14 protein-coding genes are annotated in these 16065 nt (G+C 55.5%); all 14 read right to left on the bottom strand.

Annotation, left to right across the window (positions count from 1 at the left end; genetic code table 11):
• Positions 1–156: 156 nt before the first annotated feature.
• Positions 157–1833, bottom strand: coding sequence for a ribonuclease J (locus NNL35_RS13960; protein ID WP_254553486.1), 1677 nt, complete (start codon positions 1831–1833; stop codon positions 157–159).
• 223 nt (positions 1834–2056) lie between these two features.
• Positions 2057–2929 carry a 4-hydroxy-tetrahydrodipicolinate synthase gene (gene dapA / locus NNL35_RS13955; RefSeq protein WP_111155373.1) on the bottom strand — a complete coding sequence of 291 codons (873 nt, stop codon included), beginning with the start codon at positions 2927–2929 and terminating at the stop codon, positions 2057–2059.
• A 53-nt stretch (positions 2930–2982) separates the two neighbouring features.
• Positions 2983–4200, bottom strand: coding sequence for an aspartate kinase (gene dapG, locus NNL35_RS13950; protein WP_111155374.1), 1218 nt, complete (start codon positions 4198–4200; stop codon positions 2983–2985).
• Between the two features lie 76 nt (positions 4201–4276).
• Entirely contained in the window at positions 4277–5317 is a 1041-nt protein-coding gene (locus NNL35_RS13945) for an aspartate-semialdehyde dehydrogenase (RefSeq protein WP_254553485.1), read from the bottom strand.
• Positions 5318–5406: 89 nt separating this feature from the next.
• Positions 5407–5997, bottom strand: coding sequence for a dipicolinate synthase subunit B (locus NNL35_RS13940; RefSeq protein ID WP_111155376.1), 591 nt, complete (start codon positions 5995–5997; stop codon positions 5407–5409).
• Positions 5994–6896: a dipicolinate synthase subunit DpsA gene (gene dpsA, locus NNL35_RS13935; protein ID WP_111155377.1), complete on the bottom strand. Its 903-nt coding sequence runs from the start codon at positions 6894–6896 to the stop codon at positions 5994–5996. Before dpsA ends, NNL35_RS13940 begins: the two co-directional genes overlap by 4 nt.
• Positions 6897–7095: 199 nt before the next feature.
• The gene (gene dut, locus NNL35_RS13930) at positions 7096–7554 is read right to left on the bottom strand and encodes a dUTP diphosphatase (RefSeq protein WP_111155378.1); all 459 of its coding nucleotides are present in this window, start codon (positions 7552–7554) and stop codon (positions 7096–7098) included.
• Entirely contained in the window at positions 7523–8797 is a 1275-nt protein-coding gene (locus tag NNL35_RS13925) for a M16 family metallopeptidase (protein WP_111155379.1), read from the bottom strand. Before NNL35_RS13925 ends, dut begins: the two co-directional genes overlap by 32 nt.
• A 59-nt stretch (positions 8798–8856) precedes the next feature.
• On the bottom strand, positions 8857–9870 hold the full coding sequence (locus NNL35_RS13920; protein ID WP_254553484.1) for a polysaccharide deacetylase family protein: 1014 nt from the start codon (positions 9868–9870) through the stop codon (positions 8857–8859).
• 156 nt (positions 9871–10026) lie between these two features.
• Positions 10027–12228, bottom strand: a complete 2202-nt coding sequence (pnp, locus tag NNL35_RS13915) for a polyribonucleotide nucleotidyltransferase (RefSeq protein ID WP_254553483.1) — start codon at positions 12226–12228, stop codon at positions 10027–10029.
• A 312-nt stretch (positions 12229–12540) separates the two neighbouring features.
• Positions 12541–12810, bottom strand: coding sequence for a 30S ribosomal protein S15 (gene rpsO / locus NNL35_RS13910; protein ID WP_133380680.1), 270 nt, complete (start codon positions 12808–12810; stop codon positions 12541–12543).
• 172 nt (positions 12811–12982) lie between these two features.
• The gene (locus tag NNL35_RS13905) at positions 12983–13948 is read right to left on the bottom strand and encodes a bifunctional riboflavin kinase/FAD synthetase (RefSeq protein WP_254553482.1); all 966 of its coding nucleotides are present in this window, start codon (positions 13946–13948) and stop codon (positions 12983–12985) included.
• 182 nt (positions 13949–14130) lie between these two features.
• Complete coding sequence (truB, locus tag NNL35_RS13900) at positions 14131–15045, bottom strand: tRNA pseudouridine(55) synthase TruB (protein ID WP_254553481.1); 915 nt, start codon at positions 15043–15045, stop codon at positions 14131–14133.
• On the bottom strand, positions 15042–16040 hold the full coding sequence (locus NNL35_RS13895) for a DHH family phosphoesterase (protein ID WP_254553480.1): 999 nt from the start codon (positions 16038–16040) through the stop codon (positions 15042–15044). The genes truB and NNL35_RS13895 overlap by 4 nt, the downstream gene beginning before the upstream one ends.
• Positions 16041–16065 lie beyond the last annotated feature (25 nt).

Raw genomic sequence — 16065 nt, 5'->3', positions numbered from 1 at the left:
CGTCATAGGTTGCGCAACTCATTCCGGCGTTATGCCTATCCTCTCTCCGGCATGCAAAAAAGCCGACAGCCCCCGCCGAAAACAGGGGTGTCAGCTTTCCTTCAAAATAAGCCGGGACGAGAATAACTGGTGACTGGGATTCCCGTCCCATACTTATTAGACTTCCATAATAATAGGCAGAATCATCGGACGGCGGCGGGTCTGCTCATACAGGAACCGGCCCAGCGCATCCTTCACATTCGTCTTGAGCGAAGCCCACTCATTCACATTCTCGTTCATCAGCTTATGAAGCGTCGAAGTGACGATGCGATTGGCTTCATCCAGAAGACCTTCCGATTCACGGACATAGACGAATCCGCGCGAAATGATATCTGGACCAGACAGAATCGTTCCATCCTGCTTGCTCAAAGTGACAACGACGACCAGAATGCCGTCTTGAGACAACAATTTGCGATCGCGCAATACGATATTGCCGACATCGCCGACGCCGAGTCCGTCAATGAGCACGTAGCCCGATTGTACCTTCGATCCGCGCCGGGCAGCGCCATTCTGAATCTCGACGGTATCTCCGATGTCCGTAATGAAAATGTTTTCCTTCTCAATTCCGACCGACTCCGCGAGGTGAGCGTGGTGTCTCAGCATCCGGTACTCGCCGTGAATCGGAATGAAATATTTAGGCCGCATCAGGTTGAGCATCAGCTTGAGCTCTTCCTGGCTGCCGTGTCCGGATACGTGCACGCCGGCTCTCATGCCGCTATAGATGACATGCGCACCCAAGCGGGATAACTCATCGATAGTTCGTCCGACATACTTCTCATTCCCCGGAATCGGAGTAGCGGCGATAACGACCGTGTCTCCAGGCAAAATATCAACCTTGCGGTGCGTCGAACGCGCCATCCGCGTCAGAGCTGACATCGGCTCGCCCTGGGAGCCGGTGGACAGAATGACTACCCGGTCAGCAGCCATCTTGTTCACTTCATCCGGTTCAATCAGCATGCCGTCCGGAATATATAAATATCCGAGTTCTGAAGCGATCGTAACGACATTGACCATGCTGCGCCCTACCACCGTTAGCTTCCGGTTCGTCGCATGGGCTGCCTCAATCACCTGCTGTATCCGGTGAATGTTGGAAGCGAACGTCGCAACCACGACGCGCTGTTGTGCACTGCGGAAAATTTCCTCCAGCACAATGCCGACGCTGCTCTCGGAAGGCGTATAGCCTGGACGCTCTGCATTCGTGCTGTCAGACAACAGGGCAAGAACGCCCTTGCTGCCGATTTCAGCCATACGCTGCAGATCGGCATATTGCCCGTTAACCGGCGTATGATCGAACTTGAAATCGCCCGTATGGACGACATTGCCTTCCGGTGTCTCCAGACATACCCCCACCGAATCCGGTATCGAGTGGTTCGTCTTGAAGAATGTCGCCCGGATCGACCCGAGCTGCACTTCGGAATCTGCCGTAATCAGGACGCGCTTCGTCTCGCCCAGCAGATTGGCTTCACGCAGCTTGCTCTCAATCAAGCCCAACGTCAAGCGTGTGCCGTACACTGGCACATTCAAATGCTTCAGTACATAGGGAAGACCACCGATGTGATCTTCATGTCCGTGCGTAATGAGGATTCCTCTTACTTTGTCACGATTATCGGTCAAATATGAAATATCCGGAATGACAATATCAATTCCGAGCATATCTTCTTCCGGGAACTTCAACCCTGCATCGATGACGACGATATCGTTTCCGTATTGGACGACGTACATATTTTTCCCGATTTCGCCCACGCCGCCCAATGCGAAGATAGATAATTTATCAGCGGTGTTTTTCTTCGACAAGTGGATCTTAACCTCCTACTATATTCAGTTGGCCGTCAACCAATGAACATCTTTCATTTCAAAATTATACCGCACCCAGTCACTTGATTCTCATTATACATGAACAAAAGTGAAAAACACAAGTCAGCGATTACCCAGCCCTATTGTCTCCGAAAAACAAAAACCGATGCCCCGCAAGGCATCGGCTCCTGAAACCGTTCATTTATTTCGTTAAAATAAGACGTCAATTGAGCGATTCAACCAGCTCGCGAATAAATGCGGCCTCGCTCTCGGACGGCTCTACCAGCGGCAGACGGACACCGCCGACATGATAGCCCCGGAGCTGAAGCGCGTACTTCACGGGAACCGGGTTCGGACAATGGAACAGGCCCTTGAAGACCGGATACAGGCGGCGATGCAGCCGGGCCGCTTCCGCATTATCCCCGTTCAGATACGCTTCGATCATCGTCTTCATCTCCGCGCCGACAAGATGGCTCGCTACGCTAATGATGCCGTGGCCGCCCACGGCCAGGAGCGGCAGCGTCAGAGGGTCGTCGCCGCTGTAGACGTAGAATCCTTCCGGCGCGCCATCGACGATCAGTGTCATCTGCTCAAGCGAAGCGCATTCCTTCGTCGCGACGATATTCGGTATCTCCGCCAGCCGAAGCGTTGTCTCGACCGACAGGCTTACGGCGGTCCGTCCCGGAACGTTATACAGGATGACCGGCAGCTTCGTCGATTCGGCAATCGCTTTGAAATGACGGTACAGCCCTTCCTGATTCGGTCTGTTATAGTAAGGAGCGACCAATAGAACGCCGTCGACGCCGGCTTCCTCGGCCAGCTTCGTCAGATGAATCGAGTGGGCCGTGTTGTTGCTGCCTGTTCCGGCAATGATCCGAGCGCGTCCGGCAGCCTTTTCCACAGCGAACTTGAACAGCTCCACCTTCTCATCATCGGTCAAGGTCGGGGATTCGCCCGACGTTCCGCATATGACCAGACTATCGTTCCGCTGCACCTCGATCAAATCATGAATCAGACGTTCCACTTCAGGCCAATGAATCCGTTCGTTGGCGTCGAACGGGGTCACCATGGCGGTCATCAATCTTCCGAACTCCACTGTTAGACTCCTCCTCTTGCAACTTCAGATCAATGCCTGGACGGCATCTTCTATTACCGCTCCAAATGGAACTTCGAATGAAGCGCCCGCAGCGCCCGGACCATATCTTCCTTCCGTACCAGAACCCATATCGTCGTATTCGAATCGGCGGATTGCAGGATCTGTATCTCCTGCTCCGTCAATGCTTCTACTATCGTGGCCATAATTCCCGGCACACCGTTGATGCCGCCGCCGATAACCGACACTTTGGCGCAGCCGGACAGGAATTGGGGGGCGAAGCCCATCTCCTCCAGCACCTCGCGCGCTCTAGGGGCATCGGTATCGAACACCGTATAAACGGCGCCAGACGGGGTAACATTAATAAAGTCTACGCTAATATGATTTTGCGCCATCGCCTTGAAGACTTTGAGCTGCAAATCATAGACGCCCGCCTCGGCTTCCACCGAGATTTGCGTCACATTGCTCACGTAAGCAATCCCTGTCACGTAGCGATCGACGAAGCCCGTCTCCATCGCTTGGAAGCCTTCCGGATGAGTGACAAGCGTCCCCTCGTCTTCGCTGAAGGTGGAGCGGACGCGGACAGGCACCTGAGCCTGCATCGCAATCTCGACCGCGCGCGGATGGATGACTTTCGCCCCGTGATGGGCCAGATTGCACATCTCTGTATAGCTTACGACCGATAACGGCTTCGCATCTTCCACCAAGCGCGGATCGGCGGTCAATATGCCGTTCACATCGGTATAAATATCGACAATTTCCGCATGCAGCGCCGCACCCAGCGCCGTGGCGGATGTGTCGCTTCCTCCCCGGCCGAGGGTCGTCATATCGCCCTCATCGGTCTGTCCCTGGAAGCCGGTGACGATAACGACATCCGCATGGTTCCAGCCTTCGACGACCCGCTCGGGACATACGTCCAGTATGCGGGCATTGCCGAACTGGTGATCCGTCCGGAATCCGGCCTGAGCTCCCGTCAGCACGGTCGCCGAGATGTCGTGGCGGCGGAGCAGGCCGCATAAGGTCGTTGCCGATATGATTTCACCGCAACACAGCAATAAATCCTTCTCTCGCGCAGGAAGATCGCTTCCGTTCTCTTGAATCCAATCAAGCAGGGTATCGGTTGCATAGGGTTCTCCCCGTCTGCCCATCGCGGAGACGACGACGGCAAGGCGGTAGCCTTGATCCAGCTCCCGCCGTATATGTTGAACTACTTTTTCTCTTGCTTCAGCGGTAGACAAAGAAGTGCCGCCGAATTTCTGTACTAATATACGCATAGCGTTTCCTCCAACCATGAAGACTAACTGCCAGATAACGTGCCGATAGACAAAAAAGGGCAGGAGCAGCCTGCCGTTATGGCCGCTCCGACGCAATATGTTCAGCAATTTGAACCGCGTTCCATGCAGCGCCTTTCATTAAGTTATCGGATACAATCCACATGTTAAGAGCGCGCGGTTCGTTCAAGTCCCTGCGCAGCCGCCCGACAAATACGTCCGGCTTCCCGGCGCATTCGGTCGCCAGCGGGTACTGTTGTGCTTCCGGATCGTCCACCAAAGTGATGCCCGGTGCGTTCGCCAACAGCTCTTTGACTTCATCAAGCTGGAAGTCTTCCTTCAATTCGACATATACGGACTCGGAATGGCCGTATACGACAGGGATGCGCACGCATGTTGTCGTAACCTGTATATCTTCATCCCCCATAATTTTCTTCGTTTCCCGAATCATTTTCATTTCTTCGAGCGTAAAGCCGTTGTCTTGGAATTTATCGATTTGCGGGATCGCATTAAAGGCAATCTGGTGCTTAACCGGCAAGGAGCCCACCGGAAGAATATCCGGATTCACGTCCCGGCCCTCCAGCGCTTCCTTCGTCTGGCGCTCCAGCTCGTCAATCGCGCGGCTTCCCGCTCCGGATACCGCCTGATAAGTCGAGACGATTACTTTGGAGATGCCGTACCGGTCATAGAGCGGCTTCAACGCGACAACCATCTGGATCGTGGAGCAATTCGGATTGGCAATGAGGCCCTGATTCTCTGCCACTTTGTCTATATTCACTTCAGGAACGACGAGCGGCGTATTCGGATCCATGCGGAAGGCGTTCGTATTGTCAATACATACCGCTCCCCGCTTAATCGCTTCCGGAGCAAGCGCCTTCGACACGTCGCCGCCTGCGCTGAACAAGGCAATATCGATTCCCTCGAAGCTCTCCGGCTTCGCTTCCTGCACCGTAATCTCCTGACCGTTAAATACAATCTTCGTTCCGGCGGAACGAGCGGATGACAGCAATGTCAGCGTCTCAATGGGAAATTGACGTTGTTCCAGCAATTTGATAATCTGTTCCCCTACGGCGCCAGTTGCGCCGACTACTGCAACATTGTACCGCTTCTGATTCGTCATATGTCGTTTCTCCCCTCTTGCCATCGTCTATATCAACTGTCGAGGGATGCGTGATAGCGTCCCTCGGCAGATGATCCACTACGTTATGTTCATTGGTAACGTTCCACCAGCAGCGGCTGAAGCTGTCTCCCCTCCAGCGCCGCAAGACAGGTCTCGGGCACGAGATCCATGCGGGCGACCAGCGAATTCGGCTTCTGAACCGGATTGTCCTGCCCGAATGGAACGAAGTATATGTTCTTCGCCACTAACAGCTTGGCGATATTGGCCGCATTCAAGCCAAGGCCGTCATTCGTGGAGATGGCCAGCACGAGCGGACGCTGATTGCGCATCTGCGCCTTGGCGGCCATCAGGACCGGGCTGTCTGTCATCGCGTTCGCCAGCTTGCTCGTCGTATTGCCCGTGCAAGGAGCGATAACCATGACGTCCAGCAGCTTGGATGGGCCAAGCGGCTCCGCCTCCACAATTGTAGAAATAATATCATTCCCCGTTATTTCTTTCAACTGCTTTTGCCAACCTTGCGATGTTCCGAACCGTGTGTCCGTCGTCATCACCGTATTCGAAGCGATAGGAATGACCTGCGCTCCCGCATCGACGAACCGCTGAATCTGGGGCATCACTTCCTCGAACGTACAGTGAGATCCCGTCAGCGCATAACCTACCGTGATTCCCTTGTAATTCATTGCCCTATTACCCCCCGTTCCACCATGGACTCCTGCAGCAGCTGTGAGATGCTCTGAGCCAAGATGCGTCCCGCCGTCTTCGGCGCGACGATCCCCGGCAATCCCGGGGCCAGCATCGCCTTGATTCCGCGCTTCTCGGCGAACCGGAAGTCGACGCCTCCAGGCATCGAAGCCAGGTCGATAATGACCGCGCGATGGGGTATTTGGGCAATGACCTGCGCTGTGACTATCATAGTCGGTATCGTATTAAAAAGCAAGTCGATGTTCGACACTTCCCGCGCCAAATCGCTTATATAGAAAGGGTTGAAGCCCATCTCCGTCGCCCTGGCGAAGTGCTCGTTCCGCCTTACCCCAATCCGCACCCGCGCCCCGACGCCGAGCAGCGTCCGCGCCATCGTAAATCCGGTTCGTCCCATGCCGAGCACGACCGACTCGGAGCCGTGAAGCGTAATATCCGTATGCTGAATCGCCATCATCAGGGCGCCCTCGGCCGTCGGGATCGAGTTATATATCGCCACGTCATCCCTGTCGAACAGCTCGAACAGCTTCAGCCGGTATTTCGTGCACAGCTTGCTTAAGTACGGCTTCGCCATTCCGGTAAACAGTACGGCATGCTCCGGCAAGGCTGCCACATGCTCTTCCGCCAGCATCAGCTCTTCCGACGTGAATATGGCATGAACCTTCCCTTTGTCATCCGTCCCTACCGCCGGCAGGACGACCGCATCGGCCTTTCTCAGCAGCTCCGGCGTCAACGGTTGGCGCTGAACGCCGTGGAACGGATTTTGCAGCTGTTCATAGCCCACTAGAATAACGGTGGCGTCCAGCTCGGATAACTTCTGAATGATTTCAAGCTGCCGGGCGTCGCCGCCGATGAACACCACTTGAACTCCGGTTAACATGCTTGCCGTTCACTCCTTATCCCCGCAGTGTATAGAACATCTTATTCGGGAGCCCACAAAAGGTGCAACGAACGGCTGGAAGGAGGGAGATGCTTGGCCTTTCTTCTGAAACGTGCGACGGGCCGGCTTCAAGCGGCCGTCCGTCCCTGACTGTGAGATCAAAAAAGCAGCCACCCGTAAGAGTGACTGCATTGGCAACCTATTTCGTTCCGGTGTGGCCGAAGCCGCCTTCGCCGCGAGCGGTGTCGGACAGCTCATCCACTTCGGCCAGTTCGATCTGCGGCACGAACTGGAGCACCATCTGCGCAATCCGCTCCTTGCGCTCAATCGTGAAATGCTGCTGTCCGAGATTGACAAGCAGCACCTTCACCTCGCCACGGTAATCCGCGTCAATCGTTCCCGGCGAATTGAGGCAAGTGATGCCATGCTTGAAGGCCAGTCCGCTGCGGGGGCGAATCTGCGCTTCTAAATAGGGCGGCATCGCCATCGCGAACCCGGCCGGAACCAGGGCCCGGTGGCCGGGGGCCAGCGTCAGCGGCTCTTTTACCGCCGCATACAGATCGAAGCCTGCCGCCAGATCGGACATCTTCTGCGGCAACGGAATGTCTTCATTGCCGGGCAATTTTTTAATTTGAACTTGATGGACTTGCTGTAACAAAGGTATCCCTCCTGAAAGCCGAAATTGCGCGATCGTTCGCTCCAACCATGGCCGCGGCAAACGGCTCGGACAGCATGCGGGATAAGACATATGTAATGTCATCCATCGTAATCGAATCGATCCGCGCAATAATTTCATCTAATGTATAGTGACGGCCGAGCATCAACTCGTTCTTGCCCAACCGGTTCATCCGGGCGCCGGTGCTCTCCAGCCCCAGTATCAAGCTTCCTTTCAACTGCTCCTTGCCCTTCTTCAATTCATCCTGCGTCAGACCGTGGGCAGCGAGATTGCCGAGCACGTCGATCGTAATGCCCAGCACGTCTTGCGTCTGCTTCGGCGCCGTGCCCGCATAGATGGTGAACAGTCCGCAATCCGCATGAGAGGAATGATAGGAATAGACCGCGTAGGCCAAGCCACGCTTCTCGCGGATCTCCTGGAACAGGCGCGAGCTCATGCCGCCTCCGATAACGTTATTCAATAAGATCATGGCATAGAGCCGCGGATCGGTCATGGAGCAGCCTGGCAAGCTCAAGCAAATATGATTCTGCTCGGTCTTCTTCTGATGGAAGATCGAGCTCCCGCCGAATATTGGCGCAGACACCTCGTGAGACGGGCGGGAATTGTGGAAATGTCCGAAATGCTTCTCCAGCAGCTCCAAAAGGGAGGCATCGAAATTGCCCGCCACGGCGATCACCGTATTTTCAATCGTATAGTGCTCCTGCATGTATTGGCGCAAGTCGGCAGACCCCATCGGCTCGAGACGTTCCTTCGTCCCGAGAATCGGATACGCGAGCGGATGGCTGCCATAGGCGGCACGTGTGACGAGATCGTGCACCGTATCATCGGGCGTGTCTTCATACATCGCGATTTCCTCGAGTATGACGTTCTTTTCCTTGCTCAGCTCTTCTGCCTGCAGGGCGGAACGGAAAAACATGTCCGACAGCACATCGACGGCTATCGGGAGATGCTCATCCAGCACTTTCGCATAGTAGCACGTATATTCCTTCGAAGTAAATGCATTCACATTCCCTCCGATTGCGTCGAATGAATCCGCGATCGCCTTGGCATCGAACCGCTCCGTACCTTTGAACATCATGTGCTCAATAAAATGAGAAATACCGTTGGTCGTCTCATTCTCATTGCGTGAACCGGTCTTCACCCAAATGCCGAATGACACGGAACGGCAGGTTGGTATTTTTTCCATAACGACCCGCAGGCCATTGCTTAACTGCACTTTCTCCACCGGCAATCCTCCTCATCCGAAGTTCAATCCTTGTTGCCTCTCTAATCCTACCAAAAAACTTAACGCGGCTCAACCAACTCCAAGTCGAGCCGCTTCTCGGACAGCGTCTCGCTGACCGTTCCGGGCAATATGCCTTTGCTGCGAATCGTGCGGATGATGCCTTGCAGCGCGGCCTTGGAGGAAGGCGTGGGATGCATCAGAATGAGGGAGCCGGGCTCTACCTTCGCGTCGATTTTGCGAATGACGTCGGAAGGATTCGGATGTTTCCAATCGACGGTGTCCACCGTCCAGAGAACGGTCTTCAATCCGTGCGCATGCGCGGTTTGAACCGTCAGCGCGTTGAAGTCGCCGGATGGAGGCGCGAACCATTTGTTCTTCACTTGGAGGGTCGTCTCCAGCAAGCGCTTCGTTTTCTCGATTTGCTGGGCCTGCAAGCCCGCGCTCAGCTCGCTCATGTTCGGATGGGAATAGGCATGATTCTCAAGCTCATGCCCTTCCTCCTGAATCCGCTTCGCCATCTCCGGATTTTTTTTCAGCCAGCTGCCATCAAGGAAGAACGTCGCCTTCACTTTTTCTTCCTTGAGGGTAGCCAGCATCGGTTCGATATGCTCGTTCCCCCAAGCGACATTAATCATCAGCCCGGCCATCTTCTTATTCGGATTGCCGCGATAGATCGGCTGCGGCTCCAATTGATCAAGCTTCACCCGCGGCGGAAGCTCTCGCATGACCCATGTGATATCGGTGCCTGCCCGCTTCGCTTTATTGGCTTCGTATGTTCGCTCGAGATCAACCTCCAGCCCGTTGTACCCCGGTATCGCTTTCCAGACCCGGTCGATTCGCGCGTCGATCGGTGCGATATATTTGCTTTTGGCCTCCTCCGCAATCCGTTCCTTCAACGGGAGCTGCTCCAGAGCTTCCGCCTCTTTCGGCTGATATGCCTCGCTGATAGCGAGCACCGCTTTGCGCTCTTTAATGAAAGATCCGGCTTCTGTTCCCGTTCCGATATATAGCACCCCTATAAAGGCAACGATGATGAAGATCCATTTTCGTGTGACTGGCCGCATTGAGTCCATTCCTTTCCACAGTTTGTCCTTCTGATTCTATGCCAAATCGGGCTTAGTTATGCGGCGGAAGACGGGACTCGCTCGAACCAATAAAAAACATGAACGCAAAAAAAGAGCCAGAAACCAGTCTGCCTCTTTCCTTGTATCTATGCTGTTCTTGCCTTCTTACGATTGCGGCCGTGGCGGGCGCGGTCCTCTTGGACGCGATCCTCCATGCGGCGGACGCCCTCCGCTGCGCGGACGATCCGATGCGCTTCCGTCTGCAGGCGCTGCCCCTTCCGGCTGTGCCGGTTCAAGCAATACGCGGCGCGACAGATTGATGCGGCCTTGTTGATCAATCTCGACAACCTTGACTTCGATCTTATCGCCGATGGAAGCGACATCCTCCACCTTCGCGATGCGCTCAGCCGCCATTTGCGAAATATGAACGAGCCCTTCCTTGCCAGGAAGAATCTCCACGAACGCGCCGAACTTCTCAATCCGCTTCACCGTTCCGGTATATACTTCGCCGACGACGACTTCCTTGACGATCGCTTCGATCATATCGCGGGCGCGAATATTGGACTCTTCATTCGGCGATGCAATGAAGATGCGGCCATCCTGCTCGATATCGATTTTGACGCCGGTCTCATCGATGATTTTGTTAACCACCTTGCCGCCTGCGCCGATGACGTCGCGGATTTTGTCCGGATTGATCTGCATGATCAAAATCTTAGGCGCATACGGAGACAGCGTCTCGCGCGGCTTGTCGATGACCTGAAGCATCTTGTCCAGGATGAACATGCGCCCTTCACGCGCTTGCGCCAAAGCTTGCGTTAATATACTGCGGTCAATGCCGTCGATTTTGATGTCCATCTGGATGGCGGTAACCCCTTCGGCGGTCCCTGCCACTTTGAAGTCCATATCTCCAAGATGATCTTCCATCCCTTGAATATCGGACAGAATCGAGAAATGCTCGCCGTCCTTGATAAGCCCCATCGCGATGCCGGCTACCGGCGCTTTGATCGGAACCCCTGCATCCATCATCGCCAGCGTGCTCGCGCAGATGCTGGCCTGGGAAGTGGACCCGTTCGATTCCAGCACCTCAGAGACGAGACGGATCGTGTACGGGAAATCCGACTCCGGCGGAATGACCTTGGACAGCGCGCGTTCACCGAGAGCGCCATGTCCAATCTCACGGCGGCCTGGCGCACGCAATGGACGAGCTTCCCCTACGGAGAACGGCGGGAAGTTATAATGATGCATGAAGCGCTTCGATTCTTCCAGCGAGATGCCATCCAGAATCTGCACATCGCCCAGCGCACCCAGCGTACAGATGCTCAGTGCCTGAGTCTGGCCCCGCGTGAACAGACCTGATCCGTGCGTGCGCGGTAGCAAGCTCGTATCGCACTCGATCGGGCGGATCTCATCCAGCTTGCGGCCGTCCGGGCGCAATTTCTCATGCGTAATCAAGCGGCGCACTTCTTCCTTGACAATGTCGTACAGGGTCTCCTTCACATCATCCATAAGCTCAGGGGACTCGATATACTGGGCTTCAAAATGCTCAACCGCTTCCTGGTTGATGGCATCGATCGCATCCTGGCGCGCATGCTTCTCCGGAATGCGGATCGCTTCCACCAGGCGCTCCTGCGCAAATGCGCGCACCGCCGCATTGACGTCGGTGTCAACGGCATGGAGCTTGACCTCCATCTTCGCTGTTCCGGCCATCTCGGTGAAGCGCTCGATCACGTCGACAATCTTGCGAATCTCATCGTGGCCGAACATGATTGCTTCCAGCATCACTTCTTCCGGCACTTCGTTCGCTTCCGCTTCGACCATCATGATCGCATCCTTCGTGCCTGCGACCGTGACGTGAATGTCGGTCTTCTCTTCTTGCTCCACGGTAGGGTTAATGATGAATTGACCGTCAATCCGGCCGACGATAACCCCTCCGATCGGGCCGTTGAACGGCACATCGGAGATCGACAGCGCAGCGGACGTTCCAATCATGGCCGCCATCTCTGGCGGGCAATCCTGATCGACGCTCATGACGAGATCGACAATCTGAACGTCATTGCGGAAGCCGTCCGGGAACAACGGGCGAATCGGGCGGTCAATAAGACGGCTGGCCAGAATCGCCTTCTCGCTCGGACGTCCTTCCCGCTTGATGAATCCCCCGGGAATCTTGCCCACGGAATACAGACGCTCTTCATAATTCACGGTTAGCGGAAAAAAGTCTAAATCTTTTGGTTCCTTCGAAGCGGTCACGGTACATAGGACGACCGTGTCACCGTATTGAACCTTGACGGCGCCGTTGGCCTGCTTCGCCAATCGTCCCGTCTCGAGTACAAGCGGTCTTCCGCCAAGTTCCATCTCGATGCGGTTCATCGGATCCCTCCTTAAGTTCTACGCATAGTTATCTTCGTTACACCTACCATTATCTCCTGCATCCCGTCTGAAAAAACAAGGGGGGGGATATGTGAGCCCGGAAACAATCGGCAGATCAGTGAGATGTGGTTCATTTAGGATTATGTATCAACAGGCAGTCGGGCCGGGGCTCGTCCAGCCTCGCGCCTGATATCATCTCCATCGCATCGATGCAAGCGGGCAAAATTTCCGCCCCATCGTTAAAAAGCAACCCGGCTGCATGCCGCACTGTCAGGCGGGATGAACAACCAGGCTGCTTAGAGGTTCTTGCTATTAACGGCGCAGTCCGAGCTTCTCGATCAATGCGCTGTAACGTTTAACATCCTTCTTCTTCAAGTAAGCAAGAAGCTTACGGCGTTGACCGACCATTTTCAACAATCCGCGGCGGGAATGATGGTCTTTCTTATGTGTCCGCAAGTGATCCGTCAAATTAACGATGTTCTCAGTAAGGATAGCGATCTGCACTTCCGGAGATCCAGTATCCGATTCGTGCGTCTTATGCGTGTCAATGAGCTGTTGCTTGCGCTCTTGAGTCAATGCCATCCTATTCACCTCCCAATATGTTATCAATTCAGCCGATAGCCTCGTTACCGTCGGTGAGATCGAGCAACCAAGCTAAGGCTATTGCCGCGTATTCACGACAACGTTACTAGTATATCACTATCAGATTTAAAAGTAAACGCAGATTCTCGATGTATTTCGGCAGCAGCCGATACTACCCCTGAAATACGCTCTCCAATGCTGGCGCACCCTCAATCGAAGCCAGCCGTCGACGGGCTTCCTCGGCATCCGCCGTGATCTGGGCGACGAGCGCCGCGATGCCGTCGAACTTCTGCTCGGCTCGCAGGAAATCCATGACGGCAACGGTCACTTCTTCCCCGTAAATGTCCGCATCGAAGTCGAACAGATGCGCCTCGATCGAAGGTCTCGTCTCCCCGCTCTTGAAGGTCGGCTTCAAGCCGATGTTCATCACGCCGTCATGCCACTTTCCGCCAACCTTCACTTTGACGGCATAGACGCCGTTTTTTGGAATGACATAGGGTTCATCCAGGTCCACATTCGCGGTCGGGAAGCCGATCGTGCGGCCGCGGGCATCGCCATGGATGACCGTCCCGCGGAGCAGATAAGGACGGGCCAGCAATTGATTGGCCTTCGTGATCTGGCCTTCGGCAAGGCATTGGCGGATACGGGTGCTGCTTACCTTCGCATCGTTATCGTTGTGGGCCGGCACGATATCGACGGAGAAGCAGCCCTCTCCCCATTCGGCCAGCAGCTCGGCCGAGCCTTCTCCGCGATGGCCGAACCGGTTATCGAAGCCGACCACGGCATGCTTCACGCCGAGATTGCACAGGCAGTCCGCGAACTTGCGGGCCTGCAGCTGGGCGAAGCTCAGATTGAAGTCTATGATGTACAAGCGATCGATTCCGAGCTGGGCCAGAATCCGTTCCTTCTCCTTCGGCGGAGTCAAGCATCTTGCATACCGTTCATCGCCGAATACCGCCTTCGGATGAGGGTGGAAGGTCATCAGGGCGACAGGCAGACCATGCTCCCGCCCATACTTCAGCCCCCGCTCAATCACCTTCACATGGCCGGCGTGTATGCCGTCGAAATGACCCAGGATCACCACTTGCGGCTGCTGCCACGCCATCCATTCCGCATGTCCGTCTGTTGCATGTATCACTATCTTTTCCATTTGTAATCAGAGCCCCTGCATTCGTATTTCCGGTTGCACACAACCGCCGTTCCCATCTTGGTAGTTGTTCCCACAAAACCGGTTCTAGCATACATTTCGGTATGTTATCTGTTTCACAAAACAGGGCAAAGGACAGCGCAAAAAGGGTATCCCCTCCTTGCGCGGAACGATTAAGGCACGAAGACCTTGATCGGACGCAGCACCTGCTCCGTGTCCGGCTTATGATACAAGCCGAAAAAAGTTCCTTCTTCATCATACAACCGATAGATGCAATTCGTCAAAGGCGGAACGTTCAGCCCTCGTTCCGGTATGCCCTTGCCCTGAACCGCATGCGGCGCGAAGGCGGGAGCGACCCGCAGCTCGGGAAAATGCGAGACGGCGCGATCCATCGGAATCAGCAGCTGTCCCAGCGTTCCGGCCGCCATCGCTTCTTCAATCTGGGCGAAGGTGAAGCTGTCCTCTTCCCCGAAGTTGGCGGAGCGGGTCCGGATCAATTCCGCCATTGTCGCCGGCACCCCCAGCTTCCGTCCGACGTCGACGCACAGGGTGCGTATGTACGTTCCCTTGGAGCATTGAACACGGAACCGCACCTCCGGTTCCGCGCCGCCAAGCGTCATTCCGATCAGCTCGATATGATGGATCGTCACTTGACGTGGCTTGCGCTCCACGGTCTTGCCTTCGCGCGCCAGCTCGTACAGCCGCTTGCCGTTCACCTTGACGGCGGAGTACATGGGAGGAACCTGTTCGATGGGCCCGATGAACGACAGCAGCGCTTCCTTGACCATCGCTTCGGTCACATGGGATGCATCGGCGCGTTCCACCACTTCGCCTGACATATCCTCCGTATCGGTCGACACGCCAAGCCGCAGCGTCGCTTCATACTCCTTCGGCATTTCCTGCAAATATTCAACCAGTCGGGTCGCTCTGCCGACGCATAACGGCAGGACCCCCACGACTTGAGGGTCGAGCGTGCCCGTATGCCCGATCCGCTTTTCCCGAATGAGCCGGCGGACTTTGGCCACGACATCGTGCGACGTCCAGCCTGCCGGCTTCCATACCGGAAGAACACCATGAAGCTCTGTCATAATTCTTGTTTCACCCGTTCCACTACTTGAATAATGATATCATCCAGCGTGCCGGATACTTTGCAGCCGGCAGCCCGGACATGCCCCCCGCCACCGAACGATTGCGCAATCGCGGAGACATCGACGCGCTCCGAAGAACGCATGCTCACCTTGACGCTCCGATCATCAATTTGCTTGAACAGCAGCCCGACGTCGACGCCTTCGACATTGCGGGCATAATTAACGAGACCTTCCAGGTCTTCATTGACCGCTCCCGTCTCCCGCATATCATCCGGCGTGATGAAGAGCCAGCCGATTCGCTGATCCGGGGTAAAGGTTAGCCGGGACAATCCGCATTGTATCAGCTTCAGCTGCGCCATGGACATCGTCTCCAGCAGCCGTTCCGCGATCGCGTTCCCTTGCACCCCCAGCTTCAGCAGCTCGGAAGCCACGCTCATCACATGCGGAGTCGTATTGCTGTAGCGGAAGCCGCCCGTATCGGTCAGCAGCCCGGTATAGAGCATCGTCCCGACCTGCTCGTCCAGCTCGACGCCCGCTGCCAGCAGAAGATCGTACAGAATCTCCGCCGTCGCTGCGGCATCATGGCGGATAAGCGCCGCCTCGCCATAGCGATCATTGGTCGGATGATGATCAATATTCAAGATGCGGGCATCCGGGGCGACCCAGTTCGCTATCTTCCCGATCCGGGCATAGTCGGCGCAATCCACGCATATGACCGTCGAATATTTGTTCTCCGGATCTTCTTCTGCATCCGCGTAACTGCCAATCTGCTCGGCCATCGGCAAGTCCGCCAGGCGGCCCGGCACACCGTTCTCGTTGACAAGCCGATATGTTTTGTTCCATTTGTCCAACAGCCAGCCGATGACGAGTGTAGAGCTGATCGCATCCCCGTCCGGCTGCACATGCGATACGACGAGCACATCGTCACATGATCGCAGGAACTCGCATGCCCGCTCGATATCTTCTGCGTAACGGTCGGATAACATTTCTGCCATAGGCACCTCCGTGAAGACAGGCAAA

This window comes from Paenibacillus dendritiformis (assembly GCF_945605565.1).
Classification (GTDB): Bacteria; Bacillota; Bacilli; order Paenibacillales; family Paenibacillaceae; genus Paenibacillus_B; species Paenibacillus_B dendritiformis_A.
The sequence above is the reverse complement of the archived record's forward strand: the minus strand, read 5'-3'. Positions and strand labels throughout refer to the sequence as shown.